Raw genomic sequence first — 21,000 nt, forward strand, 5'->3', positions numbered from 1 at the left:
CGCCTATTTCAGGTGAGCATATCCCTCTGTGCATGGAGCGAGATGGCAGCAAAAAAGTCGCCACGGGGGATCATGATTTGCAGATGAAAACAGGCCGTCGACGTGGCTATCCGCCGCGCCACAGCAGCCCGCCGTAGACTGCCAGCGAGACCAAGACGTAGCCGTTGTTGACCCACTTGCGCCGTACCTGGCTGTCACGGCTGTGGGTGATGTCCAGCAAGAATTGGCGCAGCAAGAAGGTGTACAACACGTAGTACAAAAACGGGGTGACGTGTACCGGCCAGGGGTAGTTGTCGATGTTCTTGCCAAATCGTGCCAACAGCCAACCAATTTGCGAATAAATGCCAAGGATGCCGAGCGCGGCATTGATGAACATCCACCGGATTTCATCGCGACCGAAAATCAGCAGATAAAACGCGATGTACACGACAATCGCGATGCCGCCATGCAAATACAGAAACGTCAGGTCCGCATGCTCGGGTGCGTAGGCCAAAAGAAAGCCTGACAGCCCGAACATCAACATGTGAATGCCGAAGAACGGATAGATGAACCACCTCTGCGAGTGCATTTTGGCGGCGGTGTCGAAATCCTCGCGCTTGAGTTGGGTCATCGGCAGTCCCCTGAGTGCCTACGCATGATGCACCTGCGCGGTTGGGGTCAGAGCAAACTGACCCGAAATTTGCGCCCCTTGATCTTGCCGGCGCGCAGCTGCGCCAGCGCGTGCCTGGCGTGATTGCGGGCGATGGCCACATAGCTGCGGGTGGCAAATACGTCGATCTTGCCAATGCTGTCCTTGTGCAGGCCGGCATCGCCGGTCAGTGCGCCCACGATATCGCCGGGGCGCAGTTTGTCGGTGCGGCCGGCGTCAATGCGCAAGGTGGCCATCGCTGCCTGCGGCACGCCGCTGGGCTTGCCGGCCAGCGCGTCGATGCGTTCGAAGCGGATCGGCTGACCTTGGCGTTCTTCGATCAAACTTGCGCGATTGCGTTCGCTTGCGGCCACCAGACTCAATGCCAAGCCCTTGCGGCCGGCGCGGCCGGTGCGGCCCACGCGATGCAGATAGGTGTCGGCATCGGTGGGTAATTCGTAATTGATGACCGCGCCGATATCATCGATATCCAGCCCGCGTGCGGCCACGTCGCTGGCCACCAGCACCGTGCAGCTGCGGTTGGCAAAGCGCACCAGGACTTCTTCGCGGTCGCGTTGCTCCATATCGCCATGCAGGGCCAGCGCGGTGAAGCCGTAATGTGCCAGCGAGCCCACCACTTCCTCGGTGTCACGGCGCATATTGCAAAACACCACCGCCGAATCGGGGCGGAACTCCAAGAGCAGGGCGGCCAGTTGTGGTGCGCGGCGCGCAGGCTCGGCATCGAAGAAATGCGCGGCAATGGTGGCCGGTTGCGCACCGCCATCCACGCTGACCTCCAGCGGTTCGCGCAACATGGCAGTGGCCAGGCTGCGGATGCTGTCCGGGAACGTGGCGGAAAACAGCAGGCTCTGGCGTTCTTTTGGGGTGCGTTTGACCAGTGCGCGGATCGGTTCCTCGAAGCCCATATCAAGCATGCGGTCGGCTTCATCCAGCACCAGCGTGCGCACGCCGCGCAGGTCCAGTGCATCTTTTTGCACCAGCTCCAGTACCCGCCCCGGCGTGCCCACCACCACATGCGGCGCATGCGCCAGCGAGGCCAACTGCGGTGCCAGCGGAATGCCGCCGCACAGCACCGACAATTTCAGGTTCGCAATCCCGGTGGCCAGCTTGCGCAGCTGCTTGCCCACTTGGTCGGCCAGCTCGCGGGTGGGGCAGAGCACCAAAGCCTGCGTGCGCAGGCTGCCGGCGTCGATGGCGTGCAGCAGGCCCAACCCGAATGCCGCAGTCTTGCCGCTGCCGGTAGGGGCCTGCGCGATCAAGTCGCGGCCTTGCAAAATCGCAGGCAGGGCCTGCGCCTGGATGGCGGTCAGGGTGGTGTATTCAAGCGCATCCAGACCCGCACGCAGGGTGGGGTCGAGCGCCAGTTCGGCAAATGCGGTGGGGAAGGTCATTGCCTATGATCGCAGGCAATCGGCGGGAGGGGGGGATTTGTATGGGGTGATGTTGCCGCAGTGACGCGGTGGGTCTTGCATTTTGCTTGGCCGAGGCCTTTTGAAGTGGCGATGGTCACTGCCGCTGCCTTCGACTATGCCCTGCCGGTGGTGCAGGCATGGGCCGTTGTGCAGTCGCATGTCCGGCGTGGCAGTAGCCGGTGTTGACGGCAGTACGCCGGCTGGCGGCACGCTAGTTCACCCAAGGTTATGGGCAGACCGTGGAGGTGGCCCTAAACTTGGCTTGCCTCTTTCATGTGTGATGTTCTCGATGCGCCTGCGCTGGAGTTTGTTGTTGCTGTACCTGCTGGCCGGCGCCTGTAGTCGTCAACCCGCGGCTGTACAAACCAATGCGGGGCCGCTGGAGCCGCCTGCACAGGTGGTGCAGCGCAAGGAGCAGGCTGAAATTGATTGGTCGCCGGTGCGGTTGGAAGCCGGCGATGCGTGGGTTGATTGCAGCGCGGACTACCGCCAAGGCGATGGTCGCCCGGTGTTGTCGCTGGCTTATCTAGACCTGCGCAACACCATGCAAGACTGCCGTACCTCGGGGCTGATTCGGCTGCGCTACAAAGGCAAGGTGTCGGCCAGTTTTGCGGCGTTGGCCGAGCGAGTGGGCAAGGTGGCCAGTGATCTGGGAGTCGGCAAGCGCATTCTCGATATTGATTCGGGTGGTGGTAGCGTGGAAGCAGCGATGCGTGCCGGCGATGCCATTGGTGAGAACGATTGGACGATCTGGGTGCGTGGCGATTCGGTGTGCCATAGCGCCTGTGTGCTGCTGCTGGCGGCTGGCGATATGCGCGTGATCGTGGGCCCGGTGGGGGTGCATCGAATGATTCGGGTTAGGTCCACCGCGACCTCCCGCAAGGAGTTGGGTGAAGAATTGCGTCGCCTCAGCGAAGAATTGCGCAACTATCTGGAGCGCAATGGTGCTTCCATCGAAGTCTATGATCTGATGACTACGGTGCCCAACCGTACCTTGCGGATTCTTACCGATGATGAGTTGGAAAAGTTTGGCCTGGCCGGGGCCAACGCGGTGGAAGATGATCTGGATCGCATTCGCCTGGCGCGCCGTTGCGGGATTGAATTTTTGCAGCGGCGCGATGATTTTCGACGTGCATACGAGGCGCAGTGCGTGGCACCTGCGGACGCGGCACACCAGGATGTGGCCGATATCAACACCTGTGGCCTGACACTGCGCCACCGATACGGCTTTCCCGACCCGAAGTGTCCGGTGGAAAGCCCAATGGCCGAACTGGATGGCGCGGTGTTGGCGATGCCCGTCTCAACACCGCCCGAAGAAGCCCTGCAGGCCAAGCATGAAGACGAGCAGGCGGTGGACAGCAACCTGCCAAGCGTTGCACAACCGGGCAAGCCGCATCCTGAAGTTGCGCACCCGTGATCGACTCAGCGCCCGCCGCCACCACCGCCGCCGCCGCCACCGCCGGAAGAACCACCACCGCCGCCGCCTGAGCTGCTTCCAGGGGGGGTGGATGCCGAGGCAATCGACGCACTGAAACTGCCGCTGAGCCCGCTGGTGAACTGGTTCATGCTGGAAAATGCGCTACCGCTATACCAGCCCATCTGCGCAGTGGCCTGCTGTGCGGCGGCTGCGCCCACGGCGGCGGTGAATTTTTTTGTCCACGCGTCTTCCACGTCGAGTGCGATGGCATAGGGCAGGAGTGCCTGGAATTGATCGGAGTCCAGCGAGGGTGCCTGCATGCGCGCCAGATCGTCACGCTCGGCCACGCTGAGGTAGCGCTTCAGGCCATCGACTTCATCCAGCAGCTTGCGGCCTTCCGGGGTAGGTGCGGCGAGCAGGATTCCAAACCAGACCAGCATCATGAACATTGCGCCACAGGTCACAATCAGAACAACGGTGCCGGCACCGTTGGCGATCACGAATGCCGCGATCATGCCGGCAAGGCCAATCAGAAACGCCCAGCCCGAGGGGCCGCCGTTGCGCTTGAACATGCGACCGTTGTAGGCAGCATTCAGCGATTTGAACAAGGCGAGTTTGGCAGCCATCCATTTTTCGCGATTGGCGGGTGTCGCTGCCAGTGTCCTGGAGGATGCAAACAGCGACTGGAGCAACTCGCGCTGCAGCTTCGGCAAGTCTTCACCGGGCTGCAGCTCGGTGCGTTGCAGCGTCCACTCTTTGCTGCCAAGCAGCTTGGGTTCGCAGGAGATGTGGATCAGTCCCTTGATCGCCATGTCCACCAGATCCGCGGTAAAGCCAGCGTCATCGGGTGCCATCTTGCGGATGAAGCGCAGCGCTGAAGGCGGATAGCCGGCCGGGGGGGTGTAGCGGGCGATGATGATGCCCGGGTCGGGGTCGCGGCCGACGCGCAACCAACTCAGCAGCAAGTAGCAGAACATCAGCAGAAACGTGCCGAGCCCGAGCAGGATGGCTCGGTTGTCATGCAGGAACCAGCGCACGTATTGCCCGGTGGAAGGCTTGGCAATGATGCCCTTGGGAAAGCGCAGCACTATCGTCACCCCTTCGTGCGGCATCAGGGGTTGCGTCAGTATCCAGCGCGCCACGCCGGGCTCGGGAATGGAGGCGGCATAGCCTTGCCCCTTGCTGCCTTGCGCGCCGGTATAGCCTTCGGCCTGCATATCGGCCACTGGCACCGGCTGTGGCAGATGCACGCTGACGCTGGCGTGCTCGATGGGGAAATCCCAGCCGGTACCGATGGCATTCCAGTACAGCTCATCGTGATCGCTGAAAAAACCGACCTGGCGATTGGTGCGATAGCGCAGGGTGTATGTGTAAGTCGCGGGTACTTTCAGGAAATCATCGTTGCCAAAATTCACCCGAATGCCGTTGGACATGGATTCGGTAAACCACGGCTCCGCTTGAGCGTCGCGCTTGAGGCCGGTGACGTCGAACCCGACCACCACGTTGTTGCCGTAGCGGTCCTTGTAGCGAGTCGGAAAATCGCGATACAGACCGCGCCGAATCTGGACGCCCTGCGCCACCACGCGAATGGTTTCGGTGACATCCAGCGTGTTGTTTGCATGCGCGGTGACGTCGATGGCATACGACAGGATGCGTTCGCTGCCGCTGCTGGGATTGATTTGCGCCACAACGTCCTCGCTGCGGGGTGCGCTTGCGGGCGAGTGGGCATCCTGAGCTGGCGTGGTCTGCGCCAGCGCTGGAAACGTCAGCAGCGCCGCAAGGCATAGCAAGCGTCGTGCGAATGGATGATTCATCGGCCCAGCTCCACGTTTGGCGCCTGCTGGCTACCGTTCTCGGTTTGAAAAAACTCTGCGCTGCGAAAACCGAACACGCCGGCAATCAGCATGGCCGGAAAACGCTGGATGCCGTCATTGAAGTCGCGTACCGCGCCGTTGTAGAAGCGACGCGCATATTGCAGATGGTCTTCCACCTCCACCAGTGCCGCCGACAGCTGCGCGAAATTCCGGTTGGCCTTCAACTCCGGATAGGCTTCGCGAAGTGCGATCAAGCGACCCAGCGCTTGCGATAGCGCGTCTTCGGCCTGCCCTTGTACGGCTGCGCCATGCGCCGATTGTGCTTGTGCACGCAGCTCAGTCACCGCGGCAAGCGTTGCGCGTTCGTGGGCGGCATAGCCCTTCACGACTTCGACCAAGCGCGGCACCAGATCGTGCCGGCGCTGGAGTTGCACGTCGATATCGGCCCAAGCGGTGCGCGATTGGTTGCGCAGCCGTACCAGCCGGTTGAACGTGAGCATCACCCACAGTGCCGGCACGGCACACATCAAGACAACCACTATTGCCATTGCCGCGTTCCCGGTTGCGTTCAAGCATGGTAAACGCAGATTGCAGGTCAGCGCGGCAGTCCGGGCCAATCGCGCAGTCAAAACGCCAAGACCTTGTCCGGATTTTCATTCCGACCCCAGGGCAGGGTTCCGCAATTAATCGCGTTCGAACTGCCGCAGATCTTCAAGCTGTGCCAGCGCCTTGCGCAGACTGCCGCCGGTCAGGCTGTCATCGATCTTGCGGCCCAATTCGGCCCGTTCCGGGCGGCGTGCCCAGCGGTGGAACCAGCCCGTTGCCAGCAAGCCCACGATGCCGATAGCGTAGCCACTGACCACCAGCGAGGGTGCTTTGGCCAGCAAGTCCACATGCCCCAACCCGGCCAGCACTTGCAGCAGCGGAACCCACAAGAACCACCATGGCAGGCCGGCCAGCATGCCGCTGCGGATATACAGGCTGCGGGCACGCAGGAGTTGCTTTTGGATATCGAGCACCGGTTTGCCGTAGTCCACCTTGCCCAGCTGGCCCAGCACCACACCGGCACAGGTGATGGTCAGCACGCCATAGGCATGCACCAGCACGCCGGCGACAATCGTGGCGAGATGCACGGGATGGCTCATCCACAGCAGGGCGGCAAGTGCGATGAATGGCAGTGCAAACAGGATCTGTGCGATCTGTCCCCAGGCCAGTGGGCGCAGTGCGCGGCGGGCCTTGTGGGTGCTGCGCTCATGCAAGGCGTGCAGCTTGAGCCGGTTGTCCAGTTCCAGGCGGCGGTCGAGGCTCTGCCAAGCGGATTTGAAGTCGTCGAGTTCCATGATCGTGTCCATGTGGGTGATTGCAGTCAGAGGGTTTGCTGGATGCGCTGCTTGAGGCGTCCGATCTTGGTGGAGACATTGCTTTCGCTGATGCCCAGAATGTCGGCGATCTCGCGCTGTGGTCGTTCGTCCAGATACAGCAGCAACAAGGCGCGATCGAGCGGGGCTTGCTGCTGGATGAAGCGTTGCAGCAGCAAAAGGTGATGCCGGTGCTCGTGGTCGCTGGTATCGGTGCCGGTAATCTCGTGCAGCTCGGCATCCAGTGGCACGGCGTCGTGGCGCAGGCGCATGCTGTGTTCGCGCACATGGCTGATCGCCACGTTCAAAGCCACCCGATACATCCATGTGCTGAAGCTGCGCGCGGGGTCGTAGCGTGGCCATGCGTGCCACAACTGGGTGGCGATTTCCTGCGCCAGGTCGTCGCGATCGTCGGCTTGCCACGCATAGCTGTTGGCGACTTTGAACACGATGCCGCGGTGTTGCTGCAACAGCGTGCCGAAGGCCTTGCGTGGGTCATCCTGGGGGTTGGAGGCAATGGTGTGCATGGTGCTCCTGGCGCGGTGAGGGCGCGTGTCGAACCATGATTCGTACCAGGGCGGGCATTCTCACACCCGGCACCAAGACAATGTCAGCCTTCGGCCGTCACCCGGATCTCGACAGCACCTGCTTGCACCCGCTGCCCGGCGCGGATTTTGGCGGTCTTGCGCAGTTCCACCACGCCATCGACACGCACCGCGCCGCTGGCTACCAACTGCTTGCCGGCACCGCCCGAGTCGCACAGGCCGACCAGTTTCAATAATTGGTTGAGTTCGATGAATTCGCGACCGGCATCCAGTGCGAAGTGGAGTGCTTGCTTGTGCTGATTCATGGCAATGGGATCCGTGCGCGTTGGCCGTTGCGTTCGATCACGACGCCATTGCGTTCAATCGCAATGACACTGAGTGCGCCGCTGCGATCGCCTTCGCCCATGCGTTGACCGTCCAGAATGACAAAGCGCCGCGCCGGGTCGGCATCCCACATATGCATGCTCAATTTGACCGCCGGCAAGCTGGTGTCTCCGATATCGGGGGCGTCATTGCTGGCAACCGGCCGTGCGGTGTGGGCGGGTGCTGGTGGGGCAGGTGCAGGCGAGGGTACCGTGGCCACCGGTGGCGGTGGCGGCAGGATGGACGCGTCGGGGCGGGCCATGGATGCCGCAGGCGTTGTTGCGGGTGCCAGTGTGGGTGCGGCCGGGACCGGGGCCGGAGCGCGCACGGGCGCAGTGGGCTGACTCATGGTAGGGAGGGCAGATGCCGCTGGCGCTTCTGGAGTTGGCGGCGAACGTGTGGCGACGGATGGCGTGGCCGCAGCGGTTTGGTCACGCACGGCCATCCGGGTGCCCAACCACACGCCCAGTGCCAGCAATGCCGCCGTGCAGAGCAGTACCGGCCATAGCCAGGTGGGCATGCCGCGGCTGGCGCGGGGGGCGGGAGGGGGCAGCTCCAGGGCAACGTCGGGCGTGCTGTCGCGGCGGCGTTCGGCTTCGGATTTACGCAGGGCTTCCAGAATCAGGGACATCGGTTCAATCCAGTGCGCGCAACAGGCGCGGGCCGGGCAGGCCATTGGCCAGCGCCATCAGGGTCAACGGACCGGCCACGCCGTCCGTCGGCAGGCCGCGGGCATTTTGGAAATTGCGCACGGCATCGCGCAGAGTGGTGTCATAGGCGGCATCAGCACTGGCCGATTGCGGCAACAAGCGCAGCCACAGCCAGTTCACGGCCGGGCCCACGCTACCCGTAGTCGGGGGGGTATCCAGCACCGCCGGGCCGCGCCACAGCCCGGCATAGCTGCCATCCCATTGGGCTTGCAATACCTGCCGATCCACATCGAACCGCTGGCCGCCAAGCTCCAATCGCACACTGCGCGCATCGGCGCCGAGTAGCAGTGCCCAGGCACGGGTATTGCTGGCATGCAGACGCAGCAGGATCGGGCGATCGACCGCCAGCAGCGTGTCCAGCCGGCTACGGCCTTGGACGCAGTGCACCTGGTCTTGCAGCCGCTGGCATGGACCGGCCGGATCCACGGTGATGGCATTGGATGGCAGTGACCACTGCGCCAGCAGTGCTTGCCATGCCGGCAGCGGCGATGCCCCGGTTGCGGCGATGCGTCTGCTGAATTGATCGGCATCGAGGCTCTGCGTTTTTTGCGTGCGCGGGTTGCCGGTGGTTGCCGATGCGATGGCGGAGGGTGCTGCGGATGCCGGCGCACTGCGCCACTGCACGACGGCAAACCCCAATGTAGCCATGGCCGCAACAGCTGCGACAATCGCCAGCCAGCGCCAATGGTGCGATTGCATCACGGGTGGCAGCACTTCATCGGCGGCAAGGTCGATGAGCTTGGCATCAATGCCGGCGGCATCGCGCGCATACCCGGCCAGTAGCGCGCGTTCGGCAATCACATTGAGCAAACGTGGCACGCCGCCGGAGCGTGCGTGCAGGCGTGCCACTGCTTTGCCATCTAATGGAAAGCGGGTGCCACCGGCCACGCGCCAACGATGACGCAAGTAGGCATCGGTTTCTTTCGCATCCAGCGGGGCCAAGTGGTAGCGCGCGGTGATGCGCTGCGCCAGTTGGCGCAGTTCGGGTTTGCCCAGCAAGCTGCGCAATTCGGGCTGGCCCAGCAGCAGGATTTGCAGCAGCTTTTGGGTGTCGGTTTCCAGATTGGTGAGCAGCCGCACTTGCTCCAGCGTGTCGGCCGGCAGGTTTTGAGCCTCGTCAATCAACACCACCACGCGCAGGCCTTGCGCATAGGCCGCAAGTAAGAACGCATTGAGCGCGTCGATCAAGCCCTTGGCGCTGCCGCGCTTGCCGGTGATGTCGATGCGCAATTCTTCGCAAATCGTTTCCAGCAGCTCGATGGCGTTTTGCTTGGGGTTCAGTACCAGCGCGATGCGCGCGTGCTCGGGCAGTTGTTCCAGCAGCAGTCGGCTGAGCGTGGTTTTGCCGGTGCCCACTTCGCCGGTGAGTTGCACAAATCCGCCGCCACCGCCTTTGTCGATGCCAAAGAGCAGATGCGCCAAGGCATCCCGGTGGCGCTCGCTCAGATGCACGAAGCGCGGGTCGGGGGTGATCGAAAACGGCGGCTCGGTCAGGCCGTAATAGCGCAGATACATGGGCCTAGCGTGCCATGTCTTGGCGTGTTCTGTCTTGCCTCACTGCCGAGTTCTAATCGGCAATGTGGTGGGCTTCGCTCACGCCCACCTGCTCGGTGTGAACAGGTTTGCGCCGGGCAGCCAGCAAGCCTTGTGCAAACACCACGCCCAGGATGATGGCCACGCCAAGATAAAATTTGGCCGATAACTGCTGCTGCTCGCCAAACAAAATCGCGGCCAGCACGATCGCGTACACCGGCTCCAGGTTCACCGATAGCTGCGCGGTGAATGCGGATAAATGGCGCAGCGCCACCAGGCACAGTGCAAACGGCAGCAAGGTGCAGGCCAGCGCCAGCAGCAACAGCCAGAGCACATCCATGCCCGTAGGCACTACCAGCAGAGGCCCGGCAAATGCGGGGACCAGCGTCGGCATCAGCGGGGCCAGCAGGCTCAAGGTGAGCGTGCCTGCGCCCAATTCCAATGCCGTGACGGTCAGCGGATCGCCGGCATCCACCATGCGCTTGTTGAGGCTGCTGAACATCGCCACAAACAGCGCCGACACCACCCCGGCCACGATCCCCGCGTGCATGTCCGCGGGGACCCCGCCGACCACCAACCAAATGCCGGGCAGCGACACCACGCCCAGCAATAAATCACCCGGGCGGAAGCGTTGGCGGGTAAACAGCGGTTCCAGCAGTGCGGTGATCGGCGTGGCAAATGCAATGCAAGTTGCGGCGACCGAGGCATTGGCCAGCTTGATCGCGCCATAAAACGTCAGCCAGTGCAGCGCCACCAGCACGCCAATCCCGGCATATGCCCAGCGCGTGCGTGCCGGCATCGCGGCCAACCCGCGCCAGACCTTGGGTAGCAGCGCCAGCGTGGCCACCACAATCAGCATCCGCCACCACACCAGCGGTAGCGCCGGCAGGGTGATGAGCTTGCCCAGAATCGCGGTGAAGCCCCATAGCAGGACACAAAAATGGATTTGCCAGAGGGCGCGGGTGGTGTTGGGCAGGGTGTTGAGGGCGGACATCGTCCCATTATCCACGGCAGCACGATTCCATAGTTTCCAACATCCCGGCATGACCGATGGCGCATCCCATGGCTGGGCGGCTGCGGCATACTTCGCGCTTTCGATGGATAGGACGCGTTGCCATGCGGATCGCCCCACTTGCTTTGGCTTTGCTGTTGGCGCTGGGTGCCGCCAGCCCGGTGCTGGCGCAGCAAGCGCCACCGATTCGGGTGGATGACACGGCAGCGCCACTGGCCACGCAACTGCCCGATGCGGCGCGGCTGGCGCGCTTTGATGCGTTCGTCGCGGATGTGCAAAAGCGCTTCGACGTGCCCGGCGTGGCGGTGGCCATCGTCAAGGACGGGCAGGTGGTGATGGAGCGCGGCTACGGCGTGCGCGAGTTGGGCAAGCCGGCCAAGGTGGATGCGCACACGATGTTTGCCATCGCGTCCAACACCAAGGCATTCACCGCTGCCTCGCTGAACATGCTGCAGGACGACGGCAAACTGAAAACCACCGACCGCGTCATCGACCACCTGCCGTGGTTCCGCATGAGCGATGCCTACGTCACGCGTGAGATGCGCATCCGCGACCTGCTGGCGCACCGCAGCGGTCTGAGCTTGGGGGCAGGGGATTTGCTGTATTGGCCCACCACCACGTATTCCAGCCGCGAAGTGGCCGAGCGCCTGAAAGATGTGCCGCTGACTGGCGGTTTCCGCGAGCAATATGCCTACGACAACATCCTGTTCGGGGTGGCCAGTCTGGTGGTCGAGCAAGCCTCGGGCATGCCCTACAAGCAGTTCCTGCAAAGCCGCATCTGGCAACCGCTGGGCATGACCGAGACGCGTTTCAACAGCGATGATCTGAAGCCTTCCGACAACGTGGCGGTGGGCAACGCCAAGTTCGATTTCAAGGACCTGCGCCCGGTGGGCGTGACAACATGGCGCAATGTGTCGGGTGCGGGCGGCATTTATTCCAGCGTGCATGACCTCACCAAGTGGATGAACGCGCAGCTGTATGGCGGCGTGTATGCGGGCAGTGGCGAGACGGCCAAGCGCCTGTTCTCCGAGCAGCGCCAGCGTGAAATGTGGACGGTGCTGACGCCGATCCCGGTGCGCCCTGCCGCAATCCCGGAGTTGGTTGCGGCCACGCCCAATTTTTCCGGCTATGGGCAAGGCTGGCAGTTGTCCGATTACAGCGGCAACCGGCTGGTGTGGCATACCGGCGGTTGGCCGGGTCAGGTCTCGCGCTTGACCTTGGTGCCGGACAAGAAGATGGGTGTGATCGTGTTGACCAGCGCCGAAGTGGGCGTGGCTTTCAACGCAATCACCTACGAAGCGCTGGACATGATGCTGGGCAACGGCGGCCACGAGTGGCTGAAGGGCTACGGCATCGCCTTCGAGAAATCGCAGGGCAACGCCGACGCCGACTGGCAGAAGCACGTCGCCGCCCGCGACGCCGACAGCAAGCCGTCGCTGCCGCTGGCCAAGTACGCCGGCACCTACCGCGACCCGTGGTACGGCGATGTCGTGATCCGCCAGGGCGCGAAGGGCCTGGAGATGCAGTTCAGCAAGACCGCCGAGCTGCTGGGCGACATCGAACACTGGCAGCACGACAGCTTCATCGTGCGTTGGCGCGATCGCGGCCTGAATGCCGATGCCTTCGTCAATTTCACCTTGGACGCCGACGGCAAGATTCGGGAAATGCGGATGGAGCCGGTGTCGCCGCTGACCGATTTCAGCTTCGACTTCCAGGACTTGCGGCTGGTGCCGGTGGCGGCCCGGTGACGACGTGCCGGGTGTGCGTGGCGCGCCCCGCCGGCTCCACGCGACAACGGGGCGGGCCGGGCCGGCATCAGACGTCGGGCCAATCCAGCGTGCCGGCCACCACCGGCACCGCGCGGCCACCCGACCACACCTCGCCGTCGGTATCGACGGTGAGCTCGATGATGGCGTCGAAGCCCACTTCGCGGCCCTGGCTCACGCGGTAGAAGCCGTCGTTGCCCGGCAGGGCGCCGCGTTCGGCCAGCCACGCCGCAAGGGTGGCGTTGGCCGCGCCGGAGGCGGCGTCCTCGAAGCGCGCAGGTGCGCCGACGAAGGCGCGCACGGCAAAGTAATAAACCGGATCACGGCTGCGCGCATACACGAACAGGCCCATGCTGTCGGTGGCCTCGGCCAGCGCGGCGATGGCATCCCAGTTCGGGGTGGCGCTGCGCAGGTGCGCTTCGCTGGCGAGTTCCACCAGCCACCAGCGGCGACCACCGTCCATCAGCACCGGCGGCAGGGCGCCCAGGTCCAGCCCGGCCAGTGCGGCGGCCAAGCGCGCATCGTCGGGCGCGGCGATGTCCTGCGCGCACGCACGTGGTGTGCGCACGGCCACCGTGCGCGCCGTGCCCTCGCCGCGCACGCGCAGTGGCAGCAGGCCGGCGATGCCTTCCTGCACCAGCAGGCCGTTGCGCGGCGTCACCAGCCCTGCATCCAGCAATGCGTAGGCGGTGCCGACGCTGGGATGGCCGGCAAACGGCACTTCCCGGCGCGGGCTGAAGATGCGAATGCGGTGGGTGGCATCGGGCGAGGTGGATGGGAACACGAAGGTGGTTTCCGGTAGCCGTGTCCAGCGGGCGATGGCCTGCATCGCGGCATCGCCCAGTCCCTCCGCATCCAGCACCACGGCAAGCGGATTGCCAGCTCCGGGGCGCGAGGCGAAAACATCCAGTTGCATATAACGACGTGTCATGTTGCGATGCATCATCCAAGCGTGTAGGGCCGCTAGAATGCCTGACGTCGCAGCTTTCGCGACATCCCCTTCCGCAACCCATTCAGATGCCATGTCGTCGACATCCCCCGTCTCCACAGATCGCTGGCTTGTCCTCAAGTTTGGTGGCACATCGGTCTCGAAACGGGCGCGTTGGGACAACATCGGCAAGCTCGCCGCTGGCCGTGCCAAGGACAACGATGCGCGGGTGCTGGTGGTGGTGTCGGCACTGTCGGGCGTCACCAATGAGCTGACCGCGATTGCCGATGGCGCGGTTGATAGCGCACAGCGCGTGGCCAAGTTGGAGGTGCGCCATCGCGAATTTCTGGCCGAACTCGAACTCGATGCCGATGCCGTGCTGGGTGCACGTCTGGCCGCCCTGCATGGCTTGCTGACCGACCCGCGTGCCGCCACCCGTCCGCTGGATTGGCAGGCCGAAGTACTGGGGCAGGGCGAGCTACTGTCTTCCGCCCTTGGCGCGGCGTACTTGCATGCGCAGGGCTTGGACATCGGATGGATGGATGCCCGCCACTGGTTGGCCGCGCTGCCGCCACAGCCCAATCAAAGCGCATGGTCGCAGCGGCTATCCGTCAATTGCCAGGCACAGGCCGAGGGTGATTTCCGCCAACGCTTTGCGCAGCAGCCCACGCGCTTGCTGATCACGCAGGGCTTCATCGCCCGGCACCAGGATGGGCGCACCGCGATTTTGGGGCGTGGCGGTTCGGATACGTCGGCGGCCTATTTCGGTGCGTTGCTGGGTGCCCAGCGAGTTGAAATCTGGACCGACGTGCCCGGCATGTTCAGCGCCAACCCGCGTGAAGTGCCGGATGCGCGCCTGCTGACGCGCCTGGATTATTACGAGGCGCAGGAAATCGCCACCACCGGCGCGAAAGTGCTGCACCCGCGCGCGATCCGCCCCTGCCGCAACAGCGGCGTGCCGATGGCGATTTTGGATACCGAGCGCCCGCAGTTGCCGGGCACCAGCATCGACGGTGATGCCGAGCCGGTGCCGGGAGTGAAGGCGATCAGCCGCCGCAATGGCATCGTGCTGGTGTCGATGGAAGGCATCAGCATGTGGCAACAGGTCGGCTTCCTCGCCGATGTGTTCGCGCTGTTCAAGCAACATGGCTTGTCGGTAGACATGATTGGTTCGGCCGAAACCAATGTGACGGTGTCGCTGGATCCATCCGAGAATCTGGTCAATGGCGACGTGTTGGCGGCGCTGTCGGCCGACCTTGCCGGCATCTGCCGGGTCAAGATTATTGTTCCGTGCGCGGCGATCACCTTGGTCGGGCGCGGCATGCGTTCGCTGCTGCATAAATTGCAGGATGTGTGGGCGATGTTCGGGCGCGAGCGCGTGCACCTGATTTCGCAATCGTCCAACGACCTCAATCTGACCTTTGTGGTCGATGAATCGGCCGCCGATGGCATGTTGCCGAAGTTGCACGCGGCCCTGATTGATTCCGGCGCGATGCCGGTGCATGAAGCGGCCGTGTTCGGCCCGCGTTGGCGCGAGATTGAAGGCAGCTTCCGGCCGCGCCCAGCGCGCTGGTGGGAAGCCGCCGGCGCGCAGGCGGCGCTGCTGGCCTGTGCCCAGCAAGGCACGCCGCGCTATGCCTATCACTTGCCCACCGTGCGAGAGCGGGCGCGCCAGCTGAAAGCCATTGCGGCGCTGGATCGGCATTTCTATGCGATCAAGGCCAACGCGCACCCGCAAATTTTGCGCACGCTGGTGGACGAAGGTTTCGGGCTGGAATGCGTGTCGCAGGGCGAGCTGGATCGCGTGTTCGCAGCCGTGCCCACATTGGCACCCGAGCGCGTGTTGTTCACCCCCAGTTTCGCGCCGATTGGCGAATACGCCGCCGCGCTGGCGCGTGGGGTCAACGTCACCATCGACAATGTGGAGCTGCTGCAGCAATGGCCAGAGGTGTTCCGTGGCCGCAAGCTGTGGCTGCGCATTGACCTTGGGCATGGCGATGGTCATCACGAAAAGGTCAACACCGGCGGCAAGCAGTCCAAATTCGGGTTGTCGGCGCAGCGCGTGGACGAGTTGGTCGGTCTTGCACGCACCTTGGATGTGCGCATCACCGGCGTGCATGCGCATCTGGGCAGCGGTATTGAAACCGTGGGCCACTGGCAGGAAGTGGTGGACGAGCTGGCCGGCTTTGCGCGCCGCATCGGCAGTGTGGAAATTTTGGATTTGGGTGGCGGTTTGCCAATCCCGTACACCGAAGACGACGAGCCCTTTGATCTGCAGACATGGGCAAACGGGTTGGCCGCCATCAAAGCCGTGCACCCGGCGTTCCAACTGGCGATCGAGCCGGGCCGCTTCCTGGTGGCCGAGGCCGGTGTGCTGCTGACCCATGCCAATCAGGTGGTGGAAAAAGACGGCGTGCTGCGGGTGGGCCTGGACGCTGGCATGCATACCCTGATCCGGCCCGCGCTGTATGACGCCTGGCACGACATCGGCAACCTGTCGCGTTGGAATGATGCGATCGTGCAGGACTTCGATGTGGTCGGCCCGATTTGCGAATCCAGCGATGTGTTCGGCCAACGGGTCAAGCTGCCGCAGGCTACCGCCGCCGGTGATGTGATGGTGATTGCCGATGCCGGGGCCTACGGGTTCAGCATGGCAAGCACCTACAATCTACGTTCGCTGCCGGCAGAATCGATTCTGCCCAGCGCTTGAGATGGCAAGAAACGAGACCATGACCGACTGGATTTTCAATCGCGACACCATTGGCTGCTTCCGCTTCATGCGTTGCGCGTTTGATACGCAGACCGGCGTGGCGCAGTTGGTGTATGCCTTCGATGACGGCCCCGAGCTGACCGAAACCGTGACCCTTCCGGGCGCGCCATTTGCGCTGGATGCACAGCGCGAGGCCGCCGCCCAGCGTGCGCTGCGCCTGCTGCATCTCATCGCCGGGGTGAGTTATTACAAGGCAGCGGTGCCTTCCGGGATTCGCATTGATGACTACAGCATCGATGCCGAAACCGCTGCACTGTTGGAAGAGATCTATCACAACGGCTTGGGCGAGTTCGCCTACCGCAATGGTTTGGAGTTGCGTGGCAAGATCCGGTTTCCGGTTGCGGCATCGAATGCTGCCGCCGCGCCCACACTGGGCCTGCGTACGCACGCATTGGTGGCCATTGGCGGTGGCAAGGACTCGCTGGTCAGCATCGAGGCGCTGCGTGCCGAGGGCGTGGAACAGACCGTCACCTGGATCGGCGGTTCGCAGCTGATCGCCGCCTGCGCCGCGCACACCGGCCTGCCTACGCTCAATATCGGCCGCCAGCTTGCGCCGCAATTGTTCGACTTCAATCGGCAGGGCGCGTGGAACGGGCATATCCCCGTCACCGCAGTGAACTCGGCCATCTTGGCGTTCGCGGCGGTGGTGTCGGGTGTGGATCAGGTGGTGTTTTCCAACGAACGTTCGGCCAGCTACGGCTCGATGATCGTGTCCGCCGACGGCACGGTCACCGGCGAGGTCAACCACCAGTGGTCAAAGGGCTGGGCATTTGAATCGGCATTTGGCGACTACTTGCAAACGCATGTGGCCGCGGATTTGCAGTACTACTCCTTGCTGCGCCCACTCAGCGAGCTGGCGGTGGCGCGGCAGTTTGCCAAGACCGACCGCTATGACGCGCATTTTTCCAGCTGCAATCGCAACTTCCATATCCTGGGTGAACGCCCCACCAGCCGCTGGTGCGGGGTCTGCCCGAAGTGCCATTTCGTGTTTCTGGCATTGGCCCCGTTCCTGCCCAAGCTGCGCTTGGTGGGTATCGTGGGGCGCAACCTGCTGGACGATGCCGCGCAACAGGCGGGCTATGACGCGCTGTTGGAATATGGCGACCACAAGCCGTTTGAATGCGTGGGCGAAGGCCGCGAATCGCGTGCGGCGATGGCCACCTTGGCGCAGCGCGCGGAATGGCGTGAAGACGTGCTGGTCAAACGCTTTGCCAATCAGATTGCACCGCAGTTGGATGCTGGCGAATGGGTGATCGAGCCACTCTTGGCATTGAGCAACGAACACCGTATCCCCGCCGCGTTGTGGGAGCGTCTGCGTGTCCGTTTCGCTGCCTGAGTATCTGCGCATCGCCGACCTTGCCGGCCGGCGGGTGGCGTTATGGGGTTGGGGGCATGAAGGCCATGCCGCCTATCGTGCCTTGCGCACACGCTTGCCCAGTCTGCCGTTGACGTTGTTCTGCAGCGCGGCCGAAGCCTGCGAGGCGGCGGCCTTGAACGATGCGTTGCTGGCAATTGAGCTTGAGGCCAGCGGCGAGTGTTTGGCGGCATTTGAGGTGGTGGTGAAATCGCCGGGCATCAGTGCGTACACACCCGAAGCACTCTTCGCTGCGCAACACGGCACGCGTTTGCTGGGTGGCACCGCGTTGTGGTTTGCCGAGCATGCCGATACCAATGGCGAAGTTGCCAACGCGATCTGTGTGACGGGCACCAAGGGCAAGAGCACCACATCCTCGCTGCTGGCGCACCTGCTGCGCGCTGCGGGGTTGCGCACGGCCTTGGCCGGCAATATCGGCGTGCCATTGCTCTCGCTGTTGAACGCACATGCCGATATCTGGGCGATTGAACTGTCCAGCTACCAAACCCGCGATGTGGCGGCATCTGGCGCACACCCGCGGATTGCCATCGTCACCAATTTGCACCCCGAACATCTGGACTGGCACGGCAGCCAGGCGCGCTACATCGAAGATAAATTGGCACTGGTGACAGCGGCCCAGCCACGCATCGCCGTGCTTAACGCGGCCGACCCGCTGCTGGCGCAACTGGCATTGCCCGGCTGCGATATTCGCTGGTACGGCAATGCCGCCGGTTGGCACCTGCGCGAGGACGCGCTGTATCGCGGCGATGCCTTCGTGATGGCGACCGCCACGCTGCCGCTACCGGGCCGCCACAACCGCAGCAACCTGTGCGCCGTGCTCACTGCGCTGGAAGCCTACGGTCTGGATGCCGTGGCCTTGGCGCCACATGCGGCCAGCTTTCAGCCGTTGCCCAACCGCCTGCAAGCATTGGGGAAACACGGCGGTTATCTGTACGTCAACGATTCCATCAGTACCACGCCGATGGCCACCCAGGCGGCGTTGGACGTATATGCAGATCGCCCGGTAGCGGTGCTGGTGGGCGGCCATGATCGCGGCCTGCCGTGGGATGAATTTGCCGATGCCATGCGCGTGCATGCGCCCAACGCCATCATCACCATGGGCCAGAACGGCCCGCGGATCCATGCCCTGCTGGCGCCGTTGGCCACGCAAGCCGGCTTTGCACTGCGTGCGGCCAATGATCTTGCCGATGCGATGACCAAAGCCCGCGAGGCCTTGCCCGAGGGTGGCGTGATCTTGCTGTCGCCCGGCGCGCCCAGCTTTGGGGCGTATAAAAACTATGTGGCCCGCGGCCGCCATTTTGCCGAATTGGCCGGCTTTGACCCGGACATCATCAGCAGTATTGCGGGGATGGGGATTGGCTGAGGCCGGATTCACGCATACTGAACCCGGGCGCGCTACTGTTGGCGCTTTACGCCCTCGGATTTGCCATGACCCGTCTGTTGATGGCCATTGGATTGGCCCTGTTGTCCTTGCCTGCGGTGGCTGCCATGAAAACCCGGCCTGTCGAATGGAGTGCTGGCCACGATCACTTCAGTGGTTACGTGGTCTATGACGATGCCAGTGCCGCCAAGCGCCCCGGCTTGCTGATGGTGCCGGACTGGTATGGCGTGACACCTGCTGCGCTGGACAAGGCCAGGCAGCAAGCTGGTAGCGACTATGTGGTGTTCGTGGTGGACATGTATGGCAAGGGCGTGCGCCCGGCCGACGACAAGCAGGCGCTGGCGCAGGTGCAGGTGCTGTATCCAAAGCCGATGCTGATGCGCGCGCGCATGCAGGCAGCGCTGGATGCGTTCAAGGCGCAAGCTTCGGCGGTGCCGCTGGATGCCACGCGGATCGGGGCGTTCGGCTTCTGCTTTGGCGGCTCATCCGTACTTGAATTGGCGCGCAGCGGCGTGAAGCTGGCCGGCATCGTGACCTTCCACGGCGGGCTGCACACCGAACTCCCGGCGTCGCCGGGCGCCATCAAGACACCCATTCTGGTGTTGAATGGAGCCGCAGATCAAAGCCAGAAAGCGGCGATCGTGCCGTTCGAAGATGAAATGGACAGCGCGGGCGCGGATTGGCAGTTCGTCAACTTCGGTGGTGCGGTGCACTGCTTCGCGCTGGAAACCGCCAACAAACCCGGCTGCAAGTACGATCCGCGTGCCGCACGTCGCGCCTACGCCATGATGCATGGCTTTTTCGCTGGGCGATTTGCGCTGCGCGAGTGACCCGAGTCAGTGATCGCGATTGACCGCGTAATGCGCGAGTCCGCGTAGTGCGGCGGTGTAATCGTTATCGGGCAAGCCGCGCAGCGCCGCATTGGCGGTTTCGGCATACGCCAGTGCGCAGCGCCGGCTGTAGTCCAGGCTGTCACAGGCAGTGATAGCGGCTTGTGCGGCGGGTAGCCCATCCAGATCGCCATGCGCGACGATGTGGCGGAGCGTATCGCGGGTACCGGCATCCGATTGCGCCATCGCATGAATCAGCGGCAGGGTCATCTTGCCTTCGGCCAAATCATCACCGAGGTTCTTGCCCAAGGTGGCCGCGTCAGACGCATAGTCCAGTACATCATCGGCAATCTGGAAGGCATAGCCCAGATTCAGGCCATAGGTGTGCAGTGCATCCTGGGTGGTGGTATCGGCGCCGGCCAGCAGCGCGCCAAGCCGGGTGGCCGCCGCAAACAGAATGGCGGTCTTGCGTTCAATCACGCGCAGATACGCGGACTCGTCGGTGTCCGGGTTGCGCACATGCAGCAATTGCAGCACTTCACCTTCGGCGATCATGTTGGTGGTGTTGGCTAGAATTTGCTGCACCGCCATGGATTCCAGCTCCACCATCAACTGGAAGCTGCGCGAATACAGAAAGTCGCCCACCAGCACCGATGCCGCGTTGCCCCACACCGCATTGGCGGTCTTGCGCCCGCGCCGCAGGTCGGATTCGTCCACCACATCGTCGTGCAGCAGGGTTGAGGTGTGGATGAACTCCACCACCGCCGCCAGCTGGTGCGCATCCGCGCCGCGATGACCCAGGGCACCGGCCGCCAGCAGCAACAGCATTGGCCGCAGGCGCTTGCCGCCGGCCCCGATGATGTATTCGGCCACCTGGTTGATCAGCACCACGTCCGAGGCCAGCCGACGGCGGATCAGCGCATCCACCGCAGCCATATCGGCGGCGGCCAGCGCTTGGATGGCAGGAAGACCAGGTGGTTCGCTGCGGCATGGAGTCATGGGGCAAGTTCGACAATGGGCAATCGCAATTATAGGCGGTGCGGGGTTTCCCGACCCCCGGATGCGGAATCCACCGTATAGCCGGCGACAGGGCCGTTATACTTCAATGGCATCGTCCGGATTGGACGGTATTACATC

At 63.5% G+C, this 21,000-nt stretch carries 18 protein-coding genes; 6 read left to right on the forward strand and 12 right to left on the reverse strand.

Features of this window, described 5'->3' with window-relative positions:
• Positions 1-106: 106 nt before the first annotated feature.
• Entirely contained in the window at positions 107-610 is a 504-nt protein-coding gene (locus tag K7B09_RS07200; RefSeq protein ID WP_223628318.1) for a hypothetical protein, read from the reverse strand.
• Positions 611-657: 47 nt separating this feature from the next.
• Positions 658-2,040 carry an ATP-dependent RNA helicase DbpA gene (gene dbpA / locus K7B09_RS07205; RefSeq protein ID WP_223628321.1) on the reverse strand — a complete coding sequence of 461 codons (1,383 nt, stop codon included), beginning with the start codon at positions 2,038-2,040 and terminating at the stop codon, positions 658-660.
• 283 nt (positions 2,041-2,323) lie between these two features.
• On the opposite strand from dbpA, the gene K7B09_RS07210 reads away from it, so the two are divergent.
• Positions 2,324-3,478: a COG3904 family protein gene (locus K7B09_RS07210; RefSeq protein ID WP_223628323.1), complete on the forward strand. Its 1,155-nt coding sequence runs from the start codon at positions 2,324-2,326 to the stop codon at positions 3,476-3,478.
• Between the two features lie 5 nt (positions 3,479-3,483).
• Here the strand turns inward: K7B09_RS07210 and K7B09_RS07215 are convergent, their stop codons facing one another.
• From K7B09_RS07215 to K7B09_RS07250, 8 genes are all read right to left on the reverse strand, one after another.
• Complete coding sequence (locus K7B09_RS07215; protein ID WP_223628325.1) at positions 3,484-5,292, reverse strand: DUF2207 domain-containing protein; 1,809 nt, start codon at positions 5,290-5,292, stop codon at positions 3,484-3,486.
• Complete coding sequence (locus tag K7B09_RS07220) at positions 5,289-5,840, reverse strand: LemA family protein (protein WP_223628329.1); 552 nt, start codon at positions 5,838-5,840, stop codon at positions 5,289-5,291. The genes K7B09_RS07215 and K7B09_RS07220 overlap by 4 nt, the downstream gene beginning before the upstream one ends.
• 135 nt (positions 5,841-5,975) lie before the next feature.
• Positions 5,976-6,644 (reverse strand): serine/threonine protein kinase, encoded by a 669-nt coding sequence (locus K7B09_RS07225; RefSeq protein ID WP_223628332.1) that lies wholly within the window; start codon positions 6,642-6,644, stop codon positions 5,976-5,978.
• Between the two features lie 14 nt (positions 6,645-6,658).
• Positions 6,659-7,177 carry a sigma-70 family RNA polymerase sigma factor gene (locus K7B09_RS07230; protein ID WP_223628334.1) on the reverse strand — a complete coding sequence of 173 codons (519 nt, stop codon included), beginning with the start codon at positions 7,175-7,177 and terminating at the stop codon, positions 6,659-6,661.
• Positions 7,178-7,260: 83 nt separating this feature from the next.
• Entirely contained in the window at positions 7,261-7,500 is a 240-nt protein-coding gene (locus K7B09_RS07235; RefSeq protein ID WP_223628336.1) for an RNA-binding S4 domain-containing protein, read from the reverse strand.
• Complete coding sequence (locus K7B09_RS07240) at positions 7,497-8,189, reverse strand: general secretion pathway protein GspB (protein ID WP_223628338.1); 693 nt, start codon at positions 8,187-8,189, stop codon at positions 7,497-7,499. The genes K7B09_RS07235 and K7B09_RS07240 overlap by 4 nt, the downstream gene beginning before the upstream one ends.
• Before the next feature lie 4 nt (positions 8,190-8,193).
• Positions 8,194-9,783: an ExeA family protein gene (locus tag K7B09_RS07245; RefSeq protein ID WP_223628341.1), complete on the reverse strand. Its 1,590-nt coding sequence runs from the start codon at positions 9,781-9,783 to the stop codon at positions 8,194-8,196.
• Positions 9,784-9,835: 52 nt separating this feature from the next.
• Positions 9,836-10,777: a DMT family transporter gene (locus K7B09_RS07250; protein WP_374349027.1), complete on the reverse strand. Its 942-nt coding sequence runs from the start codon at positions 10,775-10,777 to the stop codon at positions 9,836-9,838.
• 140 nt (positions 10,778-10,917) lie between these two features.
• On the opposite strand from K7B09_RS07250, the gene K7B09_RS07255 reads away from it, so the two are divergent.
• On the forward strand, positions 10,918-12,561 hold the full coding sequence (locus K7B09_RS07255) for a serine hydrolase (protein ID WP_223628345.1): 1,644 nt from the start codon (positions 10,918-10,920) through the stop codon (positions 12,559-12,561).
• A gap of 67 nt (positions 12,562-12,628) precedes the next feature.
• Here the strand turns inward: K7B09_RS07255 and K7B09_RS07260 are convergent, their stop codons facing one another.
• A complete protein-coding gene (locus tag K7B09_RS07260; protein WP_223628348.1) occupies positions 12,629-13,510 on the reverse strand; it encodes a PhzF family phenazine biosynthesis protein in 882 nt (293 codons plus the stop codon).
• A gap of 91 nt (positions 13,511-13,601) precedes the next feature.
• On the opposite strand from K7B09_RS07260, the gene K7B09_RS07265 reads away from it, so the two are divergent.
• The 4 genes from K7B09_RS07265 to K7B09_RS07280 all read left to right on the forward strand — a co-directional run bounded on the left by K7B09_RS07265 (position 13,602) and on the right by K7B09_RS07280 (position 19,863).
• Complete coding sequence (locus K7B09_RS07265) at positions 13,602-16,217, forward strand: bifunctional aspartate kinase/diaminopimelate decarboxylase (protein WP_223628350.1); 2,616 nt, start codon at positions 13,602-13,604, stop codon at positions 16,215-16,217.
• A gap of 19 nt (positions 16,218-16,236) precedes the next feature.
• Positions 16,237-17,613: a UDP-N-acetyl-alpha-D-muramoyl-L-alanyl-L-glutamate epimerase gene (gene murL, locus K7B09_RS07270; RefSeq protein WP_223628353.1), complete on the forward strand. Its 1,377-nt coding sequence runs from the start codon at positions 16,237-16,239 to the stop codon at positions 17,611-17,613.
• 4 nt (positions 17,614-17,617) lie between these two features.
• Positions 17,618-19,015, forward strand: a complete 1,398-nt coding sequence (gene murD, locus K7B09_RS07275; RefSeq protein ID WP_223628769.1) for a UDP-N-acetylmuramoyl-L-alanine--D-glutamate ligase — start codon at positions 17,618-17,620, stop codon at positions 19,013-19,015.
• 65 nt (positions 19,016-19,080) lie between these two features.
• Positions 19,081-19,863, forward strand: coding sequence for a dienelactone hydrolase family protein (locus K7B09_RS07280; RefSeq protein WP_223628355.1), 783 nt, complete (start codon positions 19,081-19,083; stop codon positions 19,861-19,863).
• A gap of 6 nt (positions 19,864-19,869) precedes the next feature.
• Here K7B09_RS07280 and K7B09_RS07285 read toward each other — a convergent pair whose 3' ends face one another.
• Positions 19,870-20,862 carry a polyprenyl synthetase family protein gene (locus K7B09_RS07285; protein WP_223628357.1) on the reverse strand — a complete coding sequence of 331 codons (993 nt, stop codon included), beginning with the start codon at positions 20,860-20,862 and terminating at the stop codon, positions 19,870-19,872.
• Positions 20,863-21,000: the final 138 nt, after the last annotated feature.

Origin of the sequence: Thermomonas beijingensis (assembly GCF_020034655.1) — a bacterium.
In the GTDB taxonomy this organism is placed as follows: domain Bacteria; phylum Pseudomonadota; class Gammaproteobacteria; order Xanthomonadales; family Xanthomonadaceae; genus Thermomonas; species Thermomonas beijingensis.